The following is a 17,448-nucleotide window of genomic DNA, read 5'->3' on the forward strand; positions in this document are numbered from 1 at the left end:
GGAGTGATTGGTTTATGATATATATATTTGGATTTTCAGTGTTTTTACTTGTTTATATATACATACTCTACCCAATTATTATCTTCTGTATAAAGCAGCCTCAAATAAAAAAAATAATTGAGCTGAAAGAACCATCCATTGTAATAATAGTTCCCGCACATAATGAAGAACAAGTTATTCAAGAAAAACTTGATAACCATCTTAAATTGAACTACAAAAATTATAAAGTTTTAGTTATTTCTGATACATCTACAGATCAAACATCAAATATTGTTTCGAAATATGTGAAACAATATCCTGAAAAAATAATGCTGAATGAAGTGTTTGATGGATTGGGAAAAACAAATGCGATAAATAAGTCATTAAAAGGACTTGATTGCGATATTTTAGTTTTTTCTGATGCTAACGTATATCTTAAAAATGATGCATTACAGCAAGTTTCAAAGTCATTTTGCGATAATAATGTTGGAGGTGTTGCAGGGCAACTTATATATACTAACGATGATCTGGAAGGCTCTGCAGAATCGAATGGCTTATACTGGAAGTATGAAGAATCAATTAAAATGTCAGAATCTAATACTGGTTCAATGATGGGAGCTGACGGGTCTATATTTGCTATTCGTCGTGATTTATATAGAGAGTTACCTGTTCATGTTCTAGATGATTTTTGCACTTCAACAGGAATTATTACTCAGGGTTATGAACTTAAATTTAATGATGACATTGTTGCTTACGAAAAGGGAGCTGAATCTACCAATGAAGAATTCCCAAGGAAAATAAGAATTAGTAATAGATCATATAATAGTTACAAGTTTATGAAATCTGAATTTTTGAAAGAACTGTCTTTATTTAATTTATGGAAAATGTATTCACATAAAGTTCTCAGGTGGTATAGCTTATTATTTATGGTTATAGCTTTAATTTCAAATATCTATTTATCTATAACATTAGCTTCACCATTTTGGTTATCAACTGCAATATCACATATAACTTTTTATCTTGTCGCAATAATTTCATGGATGGGTTATTTCCCGAGAATACCGATATTAAAAAAATTAGCAACTATCATTGAATATTTTGTAATGGTTAATGTTGCTGCAGGGATTGGTGTTTCTCAATCAATTCTAGGTGTAAAAACAATAACGTGGAAAAAGGCGAGTTCAACTCGTTGATTTTTAATGTATCATTTTAGGTTAATAGCCTATTTATTATTTAGGGGGTTTTATTTAGATGGCAACGATAATTATATTTGGTGGTTCGGGATTCATTGGTACACATTTATCTCATAAACTTATTTCTGATGATTACAACGTTATAATTATTGACTTAAATAAACCTCGGTTTAGTCATGAACAGTTAACTTATATAAAATGTGATGTGAGGGATTTATCTAAATTAGATATAAATGTCCCAATTGAACGTATTTATAATTTTGCTGCTGTCCATACTACCCCTGGACATCCAACACATGAATACTACGACACAAACATTGCAGGAGCTAGTTCAGTTTGTGAACTCGCAGAAAAACATGATGTAAATGAAATTATTTTTACAAGCTCAATTTCTGTTTATGGACCTGACGAAGAACAAAAAGATGAAAATACAGAATTAACCCCGAATTCTGCATACGGTTACTCTAAAATGTTGGCTGAGAAAATTCATAAATCTTGGTATAAAAGTCGCGATAACAGAAAATTAACAATCGTTCGTCCAGCTGTTGTTTTTGGTCCGGGTGAAGGTGGTAACTTTACTCGGCTAGCGACTATGATGGGTAAAGGTATATTTATTTATCCGGGACGGAAAAATACGATCAAAGCATGTATTTATGTTGAAGACTTAATATCTGCGATTGAGTCGGCAAGATATACAGATAACTCATTTGAACTGTTTAATGGTGCATATCCTGAGCGCTATACACTTGAAAACATAATCGAATGTTTTAAAAAAAATCATTTTCCTAATGTGAAATTATTTATGGTTCCAAAGCAAGTCGTACTTTGTGCTGCAAGTTTGTTTAAAATAGTAAATTTCTTGAATATAGGTATTCACCCAGATCGAGTGATGAAGTTAATTCGTTCAACCAATATCTACCCTAGTTGGATAGTTGAGAATGAAATTCAGTTACCGGGTGATCTTGAAAGTGCTTTGCAGCGTTGGTCTGATTCTACAAATGGTCGTTTTGATTAGGTTGTAAGTCAGTTTATCTTTCATACATATTTAGTTAGTCGGCATAATGTTATCTAAAATAAAATCTGTATTATCTCATTCGGAACATCGAAATACGGCCATTAATGCATTTATTGCATTGTTTATTCGTATTCTCGGTGCTGGCATGGCGTTCATTTTTAATTTATTGGTCGCAAGATCGTTAGGTGCAGAGAAATCGGGTTATTTCTTCTTAGCATTTGCACTGATTATGTTCTTGTCCGCTTTTTGCCGCATGGGTTTTGAGAATACGATTTTACGATTTTCGGGGATCGCGGCAAAGCAGCAACAGGGCAAGTCAATTTCAGCAATATTACATTATGCATTTAAATACACACTGCCTTTAGCAGTTTTGATGAGTGTATTTTTGTATTTGATTGCAGAGCCTTTAGCTGTATACGGCTTTAGTAAACCTGAAATGATAAATACATTAAAAGCGATATCGCCTGCTATATTCGCTATATCGGTGGTGACGCTACTTGCAATGAGCCTACAAGCGCAGCAACGTTTAACGGCTTCGATCCCTTGCCAAAATATTGTTCACCTTGTTTTAACCTCTGTAGCTATTTTAGCGTTCAGCCTATCGACCGCAACAGAAGTGAGTGCTGTATTTTCAATCGCATTGATTATTTCCTCAATTATATTTTATGGAATATGGTCAAAAGGACTAAATCAAGAAGGGCAGTTGTCTGGCAATAATAAAAAGTTACTAGACAAAAAAGAACGATTACCTAACAAAAATGAACTATGGAAAAGTGCCAAATCAAATTGGCTAATCAGCATGATGGGCCAGACTGTTCAATGGATAGGCCCATTAATTACAGGTATGTGGTTAATGGCTGAAGACGTTGCATATTTGTCTGTTGCCATGCGTATTGCCATGCTCACTAGTTTTATCTTAATGGCGATTAACTTAGTGGTGGCTCCTAAGTTCGCGGCATTCCATGCCAGTAATGATATGAGCGGTTTGCGTAGTACGGCATTATTTTCGGTGCGATTATTAATATTATCTGCAGTACCAATTGTTTCATTCATGTTTGTATTCCCCGAATTTTTAATGGGGTTGTTTGGTGAAGACTTTGTGAGCGCCGCAGGATTATTACAAATATTGGTCTTAGGTCAGTTTATTAATGTCGTCACAGGTTCGGTGGGTTATCTGCTTACCATGTCAGGACATGAACGTGATATGCGTAATATTTCGTTAGTATCAGGTATTATGGCTGTCGTGTTGACCTTATTTCTGACGAAGCATTACGGCGTAACAGGTTGTGCAATTGCGACAGCAGCAAGCCTTGCATTTCAGAATTTAGCCGCGGTTTACTTTGTCAAAAAACGGCTAGGATTTAACACTCTACTGTTTTGGCAAAAAATCTAATAGATGAGTTGTAAGTTATCATCATGAATCTCGAACAATTAACTATTATCGGAATTTTCGCTTGTACCCTTATCGGTCTAGTCAAGTTCCAAAAAGTCCCCGAACGGGTATTCGCAGCAGCCTGTTTGGCCTGTTTAGGTTTATCATTTATATCCAGTGACGAGCTATTACACAATGCGGTAAATCCGGGATTAGTGACGCTGATGTTATTGGTTGTTTGCTCCTATGCGTTTGAACGTACAAGCTTGCTTAGGCGTTTATCCAAGGTGCTATTTAATGGGTCGAAATCGAAAAGTTATTTAAAAATATTAGTCGGTACAGCGTTCGCATCCGGTTTACTTAACAATACTGCGGTTGTTGCAACGCTTATTAATCCAGTTAAACAAAACAAACTGATCAATCCAGGTAAATTATTATTACCACTGTCCTATGCGGCAATCCTTGGTGGTACGCTAACCCTGATTGGAACATCAACTAACTTAATCGTTAACTCCATGCTGTTAGCGCGGGGTAAACAAGGTTTCGCATTCTTTGACTTCTTCCTTGTCGGGATCGTTGTTTTAACCGCTTGTTTAATTGTCATCGCATTCACCATTCGTTTTCTGCCTCGCAGTTTGCTTGAAGAATCTAAAATTCGTGAATATTTTGTTGAAGCGGAAGTTAAAACAACCTCGTCATTATGCGGTAAAAGCGTAGAGGAAAATGGGCTGCGTAACCTTGAGTCGTTATTCCTTGTAGAGATAATTCGTCAAGGGCGCTTAATTACTCCTGTTACCCCCGATGAAATAATCCAAAGAAAAGATAAACTCATTTTCTCGGGTGATGTATCCAAGGTGAAAGTATTACGTCAGTTTGACGGTTTAACCATGTTTGCCGAGCAAGATGGTTTACTGCGTGACAACCTAACCGAAGTGGTCATCAAGCCCGGTGCATCTATCGCAGGTAAAACACTTAAAGCGGCAAGTTTCAGAGCAAGGTTTGATGCCGCTGTTGTGGCAATCCGTCGGGAAGGTGAACCGTTATCAGGTAAGCTCGGCGATGTTGTGATCCAAAGTGGTGATTTCCTGGTATTAGCCGTCGGTCGTGACTTTGCCGAACGCACCAATCTGGCGAAAAACTTCTTTGTCATTAGTGACGTGGCAACGACAAACATGTTAACCGGGGTTAAAGAACGCATCGTACTGTGGGGGTTCATGATCACCATAGCCACATCCATCGTGTTTAACGTAGCGTTATTTACCTGCTTTGTATTTTATCTCGCGGTATTACTGGTCACAAAATGTTTATCGATCAACGAAATAAAACGTCGATTACCCATTGAACTGTGGGCAATCGTCGCCAGTGCCCTTTGCCTTGCTACGGCACTCGATAATACCGGCGTAACGGCCTTACTGTCAGACTTCGTCAAGTTATACTTACAAGATCAAAGTGCTTATATCGCATTTATTGGGGTATTTATATTAACCCTTATACTGACCGAGTTAATCACCAATAACGGTGCAGCGGCATTAACCTTTCCCATCGCATTTAGTATCGCAACAGGTTTGGATGTCAGTTACCTGCCCTTTGTGATGGCCGTTGCTTTTGGTGCCAGTGGTAGTTTTATTAGCCCCTATGGCTATCAAACCAATTTAATGGTGTTTAATGCGGGTAATTATAAATTAATCGACTTTGTTAAGTTTGGATTACCGGTATCTATCACTTACAGTATTGCGGTCATCATCATGATCCCCATTGTTTTTCCTTTTTAAACTTACAACTACGTCTCAGGATCTTAAATGTCAGAACAACCTTACAAAAACATCGACGTTGATGGCGACAAATCATCAGACGTAGTTTGGCATCAAGCCAGTGTTAGCCATGAAGAACGTGTCTCGGGCAACGGCCACAAACCTGCGGTACTTTGGTTCACTGGCTTAAGTGGTTCGGGCAAGTCAACCGTCGCGAATGCCGTGGATAAAATGCTGCACGATCTGAGCTGTAAAACCTATGTGCTTGACGGTGACAATGTTCGTCATGGCTTAAATGGTGATTTGAGCTTTACCGACACTGACCGCATTGAAAACATCCGCCGTATTGGCGAAGTATCAAAACTGTTTGTCGATGCCGGATTGTTAGTATGCACTGCATTTATCTCCCCCTTCATTGTCGACCGTGAAATGGTACGCAAACAATTAGCAGAGGGTCAGTTTGTTGAAGTGTTTATCGACACACCACTGGCAGTATGTGAACAACGTGATCCCAAAGGCTTATACAAGAAAGCCCGCACCGGCGAAATCAAAAACTTCACCGGCATAGACTCTGCTTATGAAGCGCCAGAAAATGCCGAGATAGTGGTCAAAACAGCAGACCTATCCATCGAAGAATGCGCACAGCAAGTTGTACAGTATCTAAAGAAACAGCAATATATTTGAAGAGCTTAGACTTATTTTACTCGTAGCATGCAGCTCTGAGCTCACCGCTATCACTACAAGGATTATTATGCATTACGATGTATTCAATGGTGATGCTGATGGCATCATCGCATTACTGCAATTACGTTTAAACGAACCAAAACAAAGTACATTAATTACCGGTGTTAAACGTGACAACAGCCTGTTAAAACATGTGGATGTAACCAAGGCGTCAGCGGTTGTTGCACTTGATATATCCATGGAGAAAAATACCGAGGCATTAACGTCAATTTTAGCCAATGATATACCCGTATTTTATTGTGATCACCACAGAACTGGGGCGATACCCCAATCAGATAAGTTAACCGCGCTTGTTGATACCTCGTCAGAGGTTTGCACTAGCTTATTAATCAATAATAAATTAGGTAATAAATACATACACTGGGCTATCGCAGCAGCTTATGGTGATAACTTGGTTTCAACAGCTGATCAACTTGCAGATGAACATAAAGTAACAGCGCAGCAAGCTGATTTTTTATGTGAATTAGGCACGCTAATCAATTATAACGGCTACGGTGCGTCATTAGACGATTTACATTTTGACCCCGCGGTTCTCTATCGCCAACTATCACAATTTACCTCGCCATTTTCATTACAAGATGACCAATCATCGGTGTTCTATACATTGCAATCCGCTTATCGTCACGATCATCAACGAGTGACTGGCATTACACCTTATATAAGTAATGATATTTGCGAAGTATATGTTTTACCTTGTGAGGCGTGGGCGAGGCGTATTAGTGGTGTTTATGGCAATGAATTAGCTAACCGCAACCAAAGTAAAGCCCATGCGGTATTAACCCTTAATAGCGATGGATCTTATCTGGTCAGTGTTCGCGCGCCACTTGAAAATCGTGTTGGTGCGGATGACCTTTGCGCTCAATTTACCACAGGCGGTGGTCGTAAAGCGGCTGCAGGCATTAATAAATTACCAGCAGGTCAAATAGATAAATTTGTAAATATGTTAGCTTCATCTTATGCATAACAAGCCATAAACCGTGTCTTAAAGGCGAGGATATTTGTTTATGCTCTAGGCGATATTGGTTTGTGATCATAGAAAATAGAGTCATTTTATGGCTCTGCAGTGTTGAGCCTCATTATATTAAATAAGTTCGGCTACGTTTCTTCACCCGTTTCAACTTCAGTCCTTTTAAAGCTAATGCCACCTTCAAACTAAAGCATTAGAAAACGCTCATCAACCTAATCAATCCGTACCTTAATATGTTGATTTTGGTCACACTTCATATGTACTCAATACCCGCTATGGTAGGGTTAAACTGTGTCTAAAAATAATGTAAACAGGTTGGGTATGCAGTATTAGCATACTAAATACCATTTCAATATTATCTGATTAGTATAATTAACCGTGTTGCTTTGTTGTTTAACATTAAGAAATAGTTGTTGTTAATTAAAGGATGTAATTACTTTTTAGCTCATTCATCGTTAATGAATTTTATTTATCAGTAGCATTTAAACTCACAATTAAGGGATTAAAATTAATTATGACTAAGTTCAATCACACCACGCTAAGCGCCAAAAAAAGTGTCTTAGCGACGGCATTGCTTGCAATATTTAGCCTGCCAACTATTGCAGCACCTGACAGCAGCACTGACACATACACGACTAAATCTGGTATTCAAGTCACGCCGTCACTAAGTATAGACGCTAAATACGATGATAACATTTATAACCAAACGAATAATGAAACAAGTAGTGCGGTATTAATTGTAGCACCTGCGGTTAGTTTTAAAATTGATAATGGTATTAACACCTTCTCGTTTGATGTTGGCCTGAACGCTGGCACTTACGCAGAAAATGCGGATGATAACTATGTTGATGGTGACTTGGGTGTTGCTGTGCATATTGAAAACGGTAAATCACACCGTTTTGATTTTACTGCGTCGATAGCGAGTATTTCAGAGCAACGTGGTTCGGGATTAAGTGAAGGTGCTTTTGATCCGAATGCGGACTTGATCCGTTATTCAGACCTGTTGTTAACCGCAACCTATGAATATGGTATACGCAGCACGCAGGCGCGTATCGCATTTACCACTGAAGCAGGTACCACAGATTATAACAACAACAATGTGTTTGCTACCGCCGACAGCAACGTATCAAACAACTTATTTGGTACCACGTTTTATTACAATACCAACGCATTTACCGAAGTATCGCTGACCCTAAACGGTGATTACATTCGTTATGATACCGCATCACTAAAAGATTCTGATGTTTATAACGCGCTGCTGGGTTTGAAGTGGCAGAGTTCGTCAGTCATTACTCTCGATGGTAAGTTAGGTTTTGAATTTAAACAATTTGAGAACACTGCGGTTGACGATTTTGATGGCTTAACTTGGGATATCGGTGCTAAGTGGCAACCGCTACGTTATACCTCTTTCTACCTGTCAACGACACAGGCTTCACAAGACCCTGATTCTGCAGATGGCTCTTACTTAGTAGAGCGTGATGTTGATCTATCTTGGGTTCACGCCTGGAGTTCAAAAGTGGATACCTCACTGGCTGTGACTTATCAACAAGACGAATATGAAAATGAAGCGAATAACCGTTTAGATGAATACTTGAAATATACCGCGGCTGTTGATTACTCATTTACGCAATGGTTAGACGCGTCGCTGTATGCTGAAATGATCAATAACGATTCTAACCAGCAAAACATTTCTTATGACAAATTTGTCACCGGTTTAAACCTTACATTTACCCTATAACATGTTCAGCGCGATAGTGATCATGACATGATTAGCATTGCGCCTCCGCTATGTTTAATACACAGGTTGTTACTGATACAAGGATTGCACTGATAGGTGCTGTCCCTGTAACTGCCCTCACGCCATTAATATCACCCCATTAAAGAGTCATTATGAAAAAGTTGTACTTATGCCTTGTTTTATTCGCTGGCATTTTATTTTCGACCGTGCAGGCGGAAGATGCGTATGTGTTAGGCCCTGGCGATCAAATTGAATTTAAAGTGTATGGTCAAGACGATCTCACGGTAAATACGCTGTTAAGTAATAGTGGTTTAATTAATTACCCTTTTTTGGGGCAAATTAAAGTGACTGGTTTATCCGTTAAAAAAGTGGAACAACTGATTTATCGTGGTTTGGTGGGGGATTATCTGATTGAACCAAACGTATATGTGCAAGTGACTAAATACCGTCCTTTTTATATTCACGGTGAAGTGAACAAGCCGGGTGGTTATTCTTATCAGCCCGGTATGACGGTGAACCAGGCGATTGCGTTAGCAGGTGGGTTCACCGACCGAGCATCAGAAGAAAAAGTGTTTATTTATAAAGAAAGTGATAAGGATAAACAAATTCACGCCAGCCTGACTTACCGGGTAAATGCGGGTGATACCATTACTATTGAACAAAGGTTCTTCTAATGACTGACATGACGAGTAGTAATAGCATGATAAAAAAACAGCCGGTGGAAGAGGTTATCAATCTCAGTAATTATTTTAAAATTATTAATCAGTTTAAATGGCGGATCTTTTTTCTGGCTACCGCCGTGGCTATTTTAACAGCCATTATTGTTAAAAATATCACGCCGACATTCCAAGCTACCTCAACCTTGTTGATTGAAGCTAATCAAGCCAAAGCGGTATCCTTCGAAGAGGTGATGGGCTTAGATTCCAATCGTAAAGAATATTATTTAACTCAATTTGAAATTTTAAAGTCGAACACCATTGCCGCTGCCGTTATTACTCAGCTTAACTTGCAGGATGAAGCTGAATTCCAGCCGCAACAGGGTGAGTCGGTGATGGACATGTTGCGTGACGCGCTCCCTTTCTTACCAACAGATGTCGCTGAAGTATTAACAGAGCAAGAGCTTGAAGAGCGTAAATTACGGGCTTTAATTAGGCAATTTAGTGAGCAGTTAACCATCCAACCGGTCCGTAAAACGCAATTAGTGTCTATCTCGTTTGACAGTCAGGACCCAAGGCTAGCCGCTAAAGTAGCGAATGCCGTCGGTGATGTATATATACAGCAAGATTTGTTTGATAAAATTTCGGTGAATGAAAGTGCGTCAGGGTGGTTGCACTCACGCTTGTCAGACTTACGGGTGACCTTGAATAAGTCCGAAGCCAAACTGCAAACATACAGCAATAAAGAAAATCTGATTAGCCAAAGTGGCGAAGGAGTCTCTGCATTAATTTCCAAAGAACTTGATCAAACCTCGCAGCAATTAACGCAGGCCCGCAATGAGTATAATCAATTGCGTAGTATTGTTGCGTTAGTGAAAGAACAAGGGACGAAAGATTTAGCATTGTTAGAATCCATGCCTGAAATTAGCTCGCACCCGGCGATTGTGTCATTGCGAGATAATCAAATTGAAGTGGAGTTGAAAATTTCCGATCTCTCTAAAGTGTATGGACCTAAACATCCAAAATTCAAGTCGGCACAATCAGAGTGGCACACAGTAACAAAACGCATGAAATCGCGGATCCTGAAGATCGTTTCAGGACTGGATAAAAGTTTAATCACGAAAAAGCGCAACATTAACGCGTTAGAAAGAGATCTTGCGAGTATTAAAGCCAAATATCACCGTGTGGTCAGCAAAGAGAATATTTACCGTAAGCTACAACGTGAAGTGAATACCAACCGTAAGATCTTTGATACGTTCTTATCGCGCGCCAAGGAAACGGAAGTCACCAGTGACTTTAACTCGGCGGTTGCGCGTTTTACTGATCGCGCCTTCGCCCCGGAACGGCCAATTAAACCGAAAAAAGCATTGATCGTGTTGTTGGCATTTGTGGCTACGTTTGGTTTAGGTATTGTGGCGGCGTTTGTGTTTGAATCGCTAAACGATAACTTTAAATCGGCAAAAGATATTGAAGATAAATTGTCTTTCCGCATGTTAGGATTACTGCCGTTAGTTGTGCTTAAAAAACACCAAGACTTGGAACTGCATCACTTCTTTACTGATACCGGTCGTCGCTTTGCTGAATCGGTGCGCACCTTACGTACCAGTTATATTTTAACGCATCATGAAGACGATAAAGTCATTGCTATCACATCATCGATACCCGGTGAAGGCAAGTCAACGACATCGGTTAATTTAGCATTCTCATTGGGTCAAATGGGTAATGTCTTGTTGATTGATGGTGATATGCGTAAACCGAGTATTTGTAAACGTTTTTCGATCCCCAATTATCATGCGGGTTTATCCAATATGATCGCCCAAACTGAAGTATTGGACGACTGCTTATATTACGATGACCAGTCAAATATTACCGTGATGCCATGTGGTAATTTACCGAGTAATCCACAGGAATTGTTGGCGTCTAAGCACTTTGCACAGCTCATTAAGCAGTTAAAACTGACTTACGATTACATTATTATTGATACACCGCCGATTAACGCCGTCAGTGATGCACTGATCATTGCCAAGCAGGCTGATTCGTTAATTTATGTGGTTAAAAGTGATGATACCCGCACTGGTGTGGTGAGAAACGGTGTTGGTCGTTTGGTTGATGCCAACATCAAAATTGCCGGTATTGTGCTAAATAAGGTGGATATCAGAGCAAGTTCAAATAGTGATTATTATTACGGTTATTACAGTGATAAAGCCTATGGTAGCGCTGTTAAGACTAATACATCGGCGAGTAATGATATTCTTACCGGCAAAGTTGATCCCGAGGGTAAGCTGCAATTGTTATCATGATAGTGCGCCGCGAACAAGAGGCAGTAACTGTAAAACGCACCGCAGTACCGCGAACTATGCTTGTTTTGCTGTTGTTACTTGGTTGTCTATATGCGGGTTATACGGCCTTTTATAAAGGGTATGCCAATGCCTGGTACTACCAAGCTGAGTTTGCTATCAATGCTTGGGCTAAGCAAGGCAAGGTAACCAGCCGGAGTGAATATGACTCGGCGTTGGCAGCGATTAATAAAGCCCATGCGCTTGATCCGAGTTATCCGCATTATGCCCATATTAATGGCCGTATTTTACATTGGGGCATCATCAGTGGTTTTGAAGACGAGGCTCAATACACGACGGTAAGATCTCTCTATTTAGCTGCGGTTGCACGCCGCCCAATGTGGCCTGATGTATGGATTGATCTTGCCATCACCAATAATTATCTTGATGGTTACAATGTTGATACTCAGCAATACTTGGCTAATGCAATCGAAACGGGTCCTTATATTAAAGAGGTTATTTCAGGTTCGATGCAAATTTTGTTATCGAACTGGGCGCTATTATCAGGTAAAGACAAGCAGCTCATGTTTGATCAATTTGCTAAGTCAGTTACACACCCTCATTTGTTAAAAGCTAACCTGGCTTTTGCTACATCAATCGGGAAACAAAAACTGTTGTGTTTGCAATTAAAATTTAAACCTGAATACCAGACCGTAAAATCCACTTGGTCTTACAATAAATATTGTAAATAAATCTTTATTTTCACTCTCTCTTCATTGGTCCTAATGGCTAAATACGCGTTATAACTATTCATATAAATTCGCTATGTTTTTACCCCCATAAGTTTGATGAATGTTGAGTATTTATGTAAAAATCCTTCGGCACATGCTGCTTTAATTTTAATTTTAGGTTAAAAATGTTATATTTGTGAACACTCTGCAAGAGGCTTTAACTTTATTATTGCTGAATTCACCTCAATAACCGTTGAATTCACCTATCAAATGAGTAAGTTAGGGTGATACCCAAGTTACTTCAAGATGCTATATCAGAGACGAGTAGGGTGTGCATCCTGAAGTAGCTTGGGTATATACATAACAAGGATGTCCACCATGGGTGGCATAAACTAAGAGGAATGAGTCGTGTTAGAAGCTTATCGTAAACATGTCGAAGAACGTGCCGCTGCTGGGGTTGTGCCTAAACCTCTTGATGCAGAACAAGTTGCTGGTCTAGTTGAATTGCTGAAAGCACCAATCGCTGGCGAAGAAGAATTTTTGTTAGATCTTTTAACCAATCGCGTACCACCGGGTGTGGATGAAGCTGCTTATGTTAAAGCGGGCTTTTTAACTGCGATTGTTAAAGGTGAGGCGACATCGCCGATCTTATCTGCAGAACGTGCGACTGAACTACTTGGCACGATGCAAGGTGGTTACAACATCGAAACATTGGTTGAATTACTCGATGTTGACGCGCTGGCTCCGATTGCTGCAAAAGGTTTGTCACACACACTATTAATGTTCGATGCTTTCTATACGGTTGAAGAAAAAGCTAAAGCAGGTAATAAATTCGCACAGCAAGTGATGCAATCTTGGGCTGATGCTGAATGGTTCTTAAAGAAACCTGCAGTGGCGAAAAAACTCACTGTTACTGTATTTAAAGTACCTGGCGAAACCAATACCGATGACTTATCTCCGGCACCCGATGCATGGTCTCGCCCTGATATTCCATTGCATGCACTGGCAATGCTTAAAAATGAGCGTGAAGGTGTTTCTGCAAATCCATTGCAAGAAATTGAAAAACTAAAAGAAAAAGGCCATCAAGTTGCTTACGTTGGTGATGTTGTTGGTACTGGTTCTTCGCGTAAATCAGCAACTAACTCTGTGTTATGGTGCATGGGTGATGATATCCCATTCGTACCGAACAAACGTGGTGGTGGTATTTGTATTGGTTCTAAGATCGCGCCAATTTTCTTCAATACCATGGAAGATTCAGGTGCACTACCACTCGAATTTGATGTAACTAGCTTAAATACTGGTGACGTTATCGATATCTTCCCTTATGAAGGTGTTGTTAAAAATCACGAAACTGGCACAGTGATCACTGAGTTCAAGATAAAAACTGATGTAATTCTTGATGAAGTGCGTGCTGGTGGTCGTATCCCACTGATTATTGGTCGTGGTTTAACGACGCGTGCGCGTATCGCCCTTGGTCTAGAAGATTCAACGGTATTCCGTTTACCTGCAGACGTTGCAGCTTCAAGCAAAGGTTATACCTTGGCGCAGAAGATGGTTGGTAAAGCATGTGGTGTAGCAGGCGTACGGCCTAACCAATATTGCGAACCAAAAATGACCACGGTTGGTTCTCAAGATACCACGGGTCCAATGACACGTGATGAGCTAAAAGATTTAGCTTGTCTGGGTTTCTCGGCTGACTTAGTGATGCAGTCTTTCTGCCATACGGCGGCTTATCCAAAACCAGTGGATGTTGAAACTCACCATACACTGCCTGACTTTATCCGTAACCGCGCGGGTGTGTCGTTACGTCCAGGTGATGGTGTAATTCACTCTTGGTTAAACCGTATGTTACTACCTGATACAGTAGGTACTGGTGGTGATTCACATACCCGTTTCCCATTAGGTATTTCTTTCCCTGCGGGTTCTGGTCTGGTTGCATTCGCAGCAGCAACTGGCGTTATGCCACTGGATATGCCTGAATCTATTTTGGTGCGCTTTAAAGGTGAACTACAACCGGGTATCACACTACGTGATCTCGTCAATGCAATCCCTTATTATGCGATTAAACAAGGCCTACTGACTGTTGAGAAAGCAGGTAAAATTAATGCATTCTCTGGTCGGATACTGGAAATTGAAGGTCTACCCGATCTAAAAGTTGAGCAAGCATTCGAATTATCGGATTCATCTGCTGAACGTTCTGCGGCAGGTTGTTCTATCAAGCTTAACGAAGCGCCAATCATTGAATACCTAGAGTCTAACATCGTGATGTTAAAGTGGATGATTGCTGAAGGTTATGGCGATGCGAAGACGATTGCTCGTCGTGTAGTTGAAATGCAAGCATGGATCGCTAATCCACAATTGCTTGAAGCGGACGCGGATGCAGAATACGCTGAGATCATCGAAATCGATCTGGCGGATGTGACAGAGCCTATCCTAGCTTGTCCAAATGACCCAGATGATGTGAAACTATTATCTGCTGTTGCGGGTGTTAAAATTGACGAAGTATTCGTGGGTTCCTGTATGACTAATATCGGTCATTTCCGTGCAGCGGGTAAACTACTGGAGAAATTCAACGGTACACTGCCAACACGTATGTGGATTGTTCCACCAACGCGTATGGATGCCGCACAATTAAGTGATGAAGGTTACTATGCAATCTTCGGTAAAGCGGGCGCTCGTACCGAAATGCCAGGTTGTTCACTGTGTATGGGTAACCAAGCACGTGTGGGTGATAATACCACGGTTGTTTCTACGTCAACGCGTAACTTTCCGAACCGTTTAGGTAATGGTGCTAACGTTTACCTCAGTTCTGCTGAAGTTGCTGCAGTCGCGGCGATTAAAGGTAAGATCCCTACGGTTGCAGAGTACATGGAACTGGCGTCTGAGATTGATGCAACAGCGGCGGATACCTACCGTTACTTAAACTTCGATAAAATTTCGTCTTACATTGAAAAAGCGAACGAAGTGATTGTTCAAGAAGCAGTTTAATTAGCATTCGGCTAACTTAAACGCTCGCTGCTTTAGTATAAGCGGCAAATTTGCTAAAATAAACGGCGATCTATGGTTCACATGGGTCGCCGTTTTTTTTGAATCGGGTATTAATATAAAATAGTATCGTAAGCTATCCTAATAGGAACATGCAGAGTGATCACACATAAATTCATTGCTGAAAATCTGGTCGGTAGAGATTATTTTGTTGGTGACATCCACGGCGAGCTACCGCTATTAATGCGTGCCTTGACCCGCTGCCGTTTTGATTTTGATAACGACCGGTTATTTTCAGTCGGTGATATGATTGATCGCGGACCACAATCATTGCATACCTTAAACTTGCTCAATGAATCGTGGTTTTTTGCCGTACTTGGTAACCATGAAGAGATGTTGCTTGCTGAAGATGAGCATAAGTTGACTCGTCTACATAAAAACGCCGGGGGAGAATGGTTTTATGCGCTTGCTCCAGAACAGCAAACTGCTTGTAAGTTACTAATTAAACAACATTGCAGTTATGCGCTAACGGTTAAAACGGCGCAGGGTTCTGTCGGCATTAGTCATGCGTTTGCGCCTGTTGATTGGCATGTGTTTTTGGATGAGAGCGGCATAGAGTCAAGTTTACTGGATGATTTAGTTTGGTCTACTGCCCCGTATGTAGCGGTTAAAAAAGGCGAATTTAGCCGGATTGACAATGTTGATGTCACCATTCATGGCCATGTTAATTGTAGCCAGGTAGTGACGAATCAGAACCAACTGTGGATTGATACGTTAAGTAAAACTAAACGTTTAACTGTGCTGTCGAGCAAGCAAATATTTTCGGTTATTTAATACTGCTGTTGTTGCTACAATCTCAGTGAGAGCACCTATTAAACTTTTTTCTATTAACTAAAAGCAGGCATAACCGTGGATTTTGAATTTCGTAAAGATACCCTAACTGATACCTATCGAGTAATAATATCAATGGAGCAGACTGCGTTAGGTAGTTGGATACAAGGCACTTTAGGCACGGATAAAGCCACTATTGCGTTGATTCAAGCTGAAATTGATTTATTAAAAGTCCGTAAAAAACAAGAGTATCGTTTAGTTGGTGATGAGATGACATTAACCCTGACCCAAGAAGATGCGTGTGCGTGTACTAATTCGGAGTTAATGGATTTTGGTGACGTGCTTGAAGACGACATGAATTTGTATGATGCAGAAACAATGGCTGTGTGTGGCCTGGAGGATTTTGAGATCATACTCCAAGCTTGGTTAGAGTTTATCTGATCGTTATGGGGGAGGTTAGACGAAAAACGACCTGAATAACAGGCCCTTATTGAGACGATATTTGAATATACGTAATCAGGAATTGTGTTCCAATTACAGGTTAAGCGACCTGATGCTTAAATAATGCTGAGATGCTGTTTTTTGCCTGAATTAAACTTTCAGTTGCCATCGATTCACTTATTCCCATGCCTTCAGCATAAATAAATTGCGTGGAAGACAATCCCATGAATCCTAAGATGTTCCTAAGCCATGGTGTTTGCGTATCCATATGAGCATTGTCACCGCCAAACATGCCTCCACGCGTACACAATATATAAACAGGTTTATTATTTAATAACCCCATTGGACCTTTTTCAGTGTATTTAAATGTCACTCCTGCTCGCAGAACATAGTCTAAATAAGTTTGAAATATGGAAGGCGCCGCTAAATTGTATAATGGCATTCCGATCACCACTGCATCAGCCTCTCTAAGCTCATCAATTAAATGACCAGACAGTGCCAAAGCTTCTTGTTGAGCTTGAGTTTCACTTTGCCCCTGTTTTAATGCATTAATTACCATTTCATTTAAGTGTGGTATTGGTGACTTAGCTAAATCTCTTTCAACTACGTTACCGCCTTGCTCTAACCAATCTGCGATAAAATGCGAGACTAGTTTACCTGACTGCCCACCTGCATGTTGTAATGAAGTATTTATGGCTAATAATTTTTTGGTCATTATTCGTTACTCCTTTATATATAGCTAAGTGTGTTAAATATTTTTCTTTGTTTT

The 17,448-nt window shown here is 40.1% G+C and carries 14 protein-coding genes; 13 read left to right on the forward strand and 1 reads right to left on the reverse strand.

Features of this window, described 5'->3' with window-relative positions:
• Nucleotides 1–14: 14 nt before the first annotated feature.
• The 13 genes from MORIYA_RS15745 to MORIYA_RS15805 all read left to right on the forward strand — a co-directional run bounded on the left by MORIYA_RS15745 (nucleotide 15) and on the right by MORIYA_RS15805 (nucleotide 16,679).
• Nucleotides 15–1,172 (forward strand): glycosyltransferase, encoded by a 1,158-nt coding sequence (locus tag MORIYA_RS15745; RefSeq protein WP_112716660.1) that lies wholly within the window; start codon nucleotides 15–17, stop codon nucleotides 1,170–1,172.
• 58 nt (nucleotides 1,173–1,230) lie between these two features.
• Nucleotides 1,231–2,187: an NAD-dependent epimerase/dehydratase family protein gene (locus MORIYA_RS15750; RefSeq protein ID WP_112716662.1), complete on the forward strand. Its 957-nt coding sequence runs from the start codon at nucleotides 1,231–1,233 to the stop codon at nucleotides 2,185–2,187.
• A 46-nt stretch (nucleotides 2,188–2,233) separates the two neighbouring features.
• Nucleotides 2,234–3,580: an oligosaccharide flippase family protein gene (locus tag MORIYA_RS15755; protein ID WP_112716664.1), complete on the forward strand. Its 1,347-nt coding sequence runs from the start codon at nucleotides 2,234–2,236 to the stop codon at nucleotides 3,578–3,580.
• A 23-nt stretch (nucleotides 3,581–3,603) separates the two neighbouring features.
• Complete coding sequence (locus MORIYA_RS15760; protein WP_112716666.1) at nucleotides 3,604–5,331, forward strand: SLC13 family permease; 1,728 nt, start codon at nucleotides 3,604–3,606, stop codon at nucleotides 5,329–5,331.
• A gap of 27 nt (nucleotides 5,332–5,358) precedes the next feature.
• Nucleotides 5,359–5,994, forward strand: a complete 636-nt coding sequence (cysC, locus tag MORIYA_RS15765; RefSeq protein ID WP_112716668.1) for an adenylyl-sulfate kinase — start codon at nucleotides 5,359–5,361, stop codon at nucleotides 5,992–5,994.
• Between the two features lie 67 nt (nucleotides 5,995–6,061).
• Nucleotides 6,062–7,018 (forward strand): DHH family phosphoesterase, encoded by a 957-nt coding sequence (locus tag MORIYA_RS15770; protein WP_112716670.1) that lies wholly within the window; start codon nucleotides 6,062–6,064, stop codon nucleotides 7,016–7,018.
• A gap of 517 nt (nucleotides 7,019–7,535) precedes the next feature.
• A complete protein-coding gene (locus MORIYA_RS15775; protein WP_112716672.1) occupies nucleotides 7,536–8,759 on the forward strand; it encodes an outer membrane beta-barrel protein in 1,224 nt (407 codons plus the stop codon).
• Between the two features lie 152 nt (nucleotides 8,760–8,911).
• Nucleotides 8,912–9,433 (forward strand): polysaccharide biosynthesis/export family protein, encoded by a 522-nt coding sequence (locus MORIYA_RS15780; protein WP_174216937.1) that lies wholly within the window; start codon nucleotides 8,912–8,914, stop codon nucleotides 9,431–9,433.
• On the forward strand, nucleotides 9,433–11,715 hold the full coding sequence (locus MORIYA_RS15785; RefSeq protein WP_112716676.1) for a GumC family protein: 2,283 nt from the start codon (nucleotides 9,433–9,435) through the stop codon (nucleotides 11,713–11,715). Before MORIYA_RS15780 ends, MORIYA_RS15785 begins: the two co-directional genes overlap by 1 nt.
• The gene (locus MORIYA_RS15790; RefSeq protein ID WP_112716678.1) at nucleotides 11,712–12,443 is read left to right on the forward strand and encodes a VpsP family polysaccharide biosynthesis protein; all 732 of its coding nucleotides are present in this window, start codon (nucleotides 11,712–11,714) and stop codon (nucleotides 12,441–12,443) included. The genes MORIYA_RS15785 and MORIYA_RS15790 overlap by 4 nt, the downstream gene beginning before the upstream one ends.
• Before the next feature lie 387 nt (nucleotides 12,444–12,830).
• Nucleotides 12,831–15,410: a bifunctional aconitate hydratase 2/2-methylisocitrate dehydratase gene (acnB, locus tag MORIYA_RS15795; RefSeq protein WP_112716680.1), complete on the forward strand. Its 2,580-nt coding sequence runs from the start codon at nucleotides 12,831–12,833 to the stop codon at nucleotides 15,408–15,410.
• A gap of 156 nt (nucleotides 15,411–15,566) precedes the next feature.
• Nucleotides 15,567–16,241, forward strand: a complete 675-nt coding sequence (locus MORIYA_RS15800; protein ID WP_112716682.1) for a metallophosphoesterase — start codon at nucleotides 15,567–15,569, stop codon at nucleotides 16,239–16,241.
• A 75-nt stretch (nucleotides 16,242–16,316) separates the two neighbouring features.
• Nucleotides 16,317–16,679: a YacL family protein gene (locus tag MORIYA_RS15805; RefSeq protein ID WP_112716684.1), complete on the forward strand. Its 363-nt coding sequence runs from the start codon at nucleotides 16,317–16,319 to the stop codon at nucleotides 16,677–16,679.
• Nucleotides 16,680–16,779: 100 nt separating this feature from the next.
• Here the strand turns inward: MORIYA_RS15805 and MORIYA_RS15810 are convergent, their stop codons facing one another.
• The gene (locus MORIYA_RS15810; RefSeq protein WP_112716686.1) at nucleotides 16,780–17,394 is read right to left on the reverse strand and encodes an FMN-dependent NADH-azoreductase; all 615 of its coding nucleotides are present in this window, start codon (nucleotides 17,392–17,394) and stop codon (nucleotides 16,780–16,782) included.
• Between the last annotated feature and the right edge of the window lie 54 nt (nucleotides 17,395–17,448).

This window comes from Moritella yayanosii, assembly GCF_900465055.1.
Classification (GTDB): Bacteria; Pseudomonadota; Gammaproteobacteria; order Enterobacterales; family Moritellaceae; genus Moritella; species Moritella yayanosii.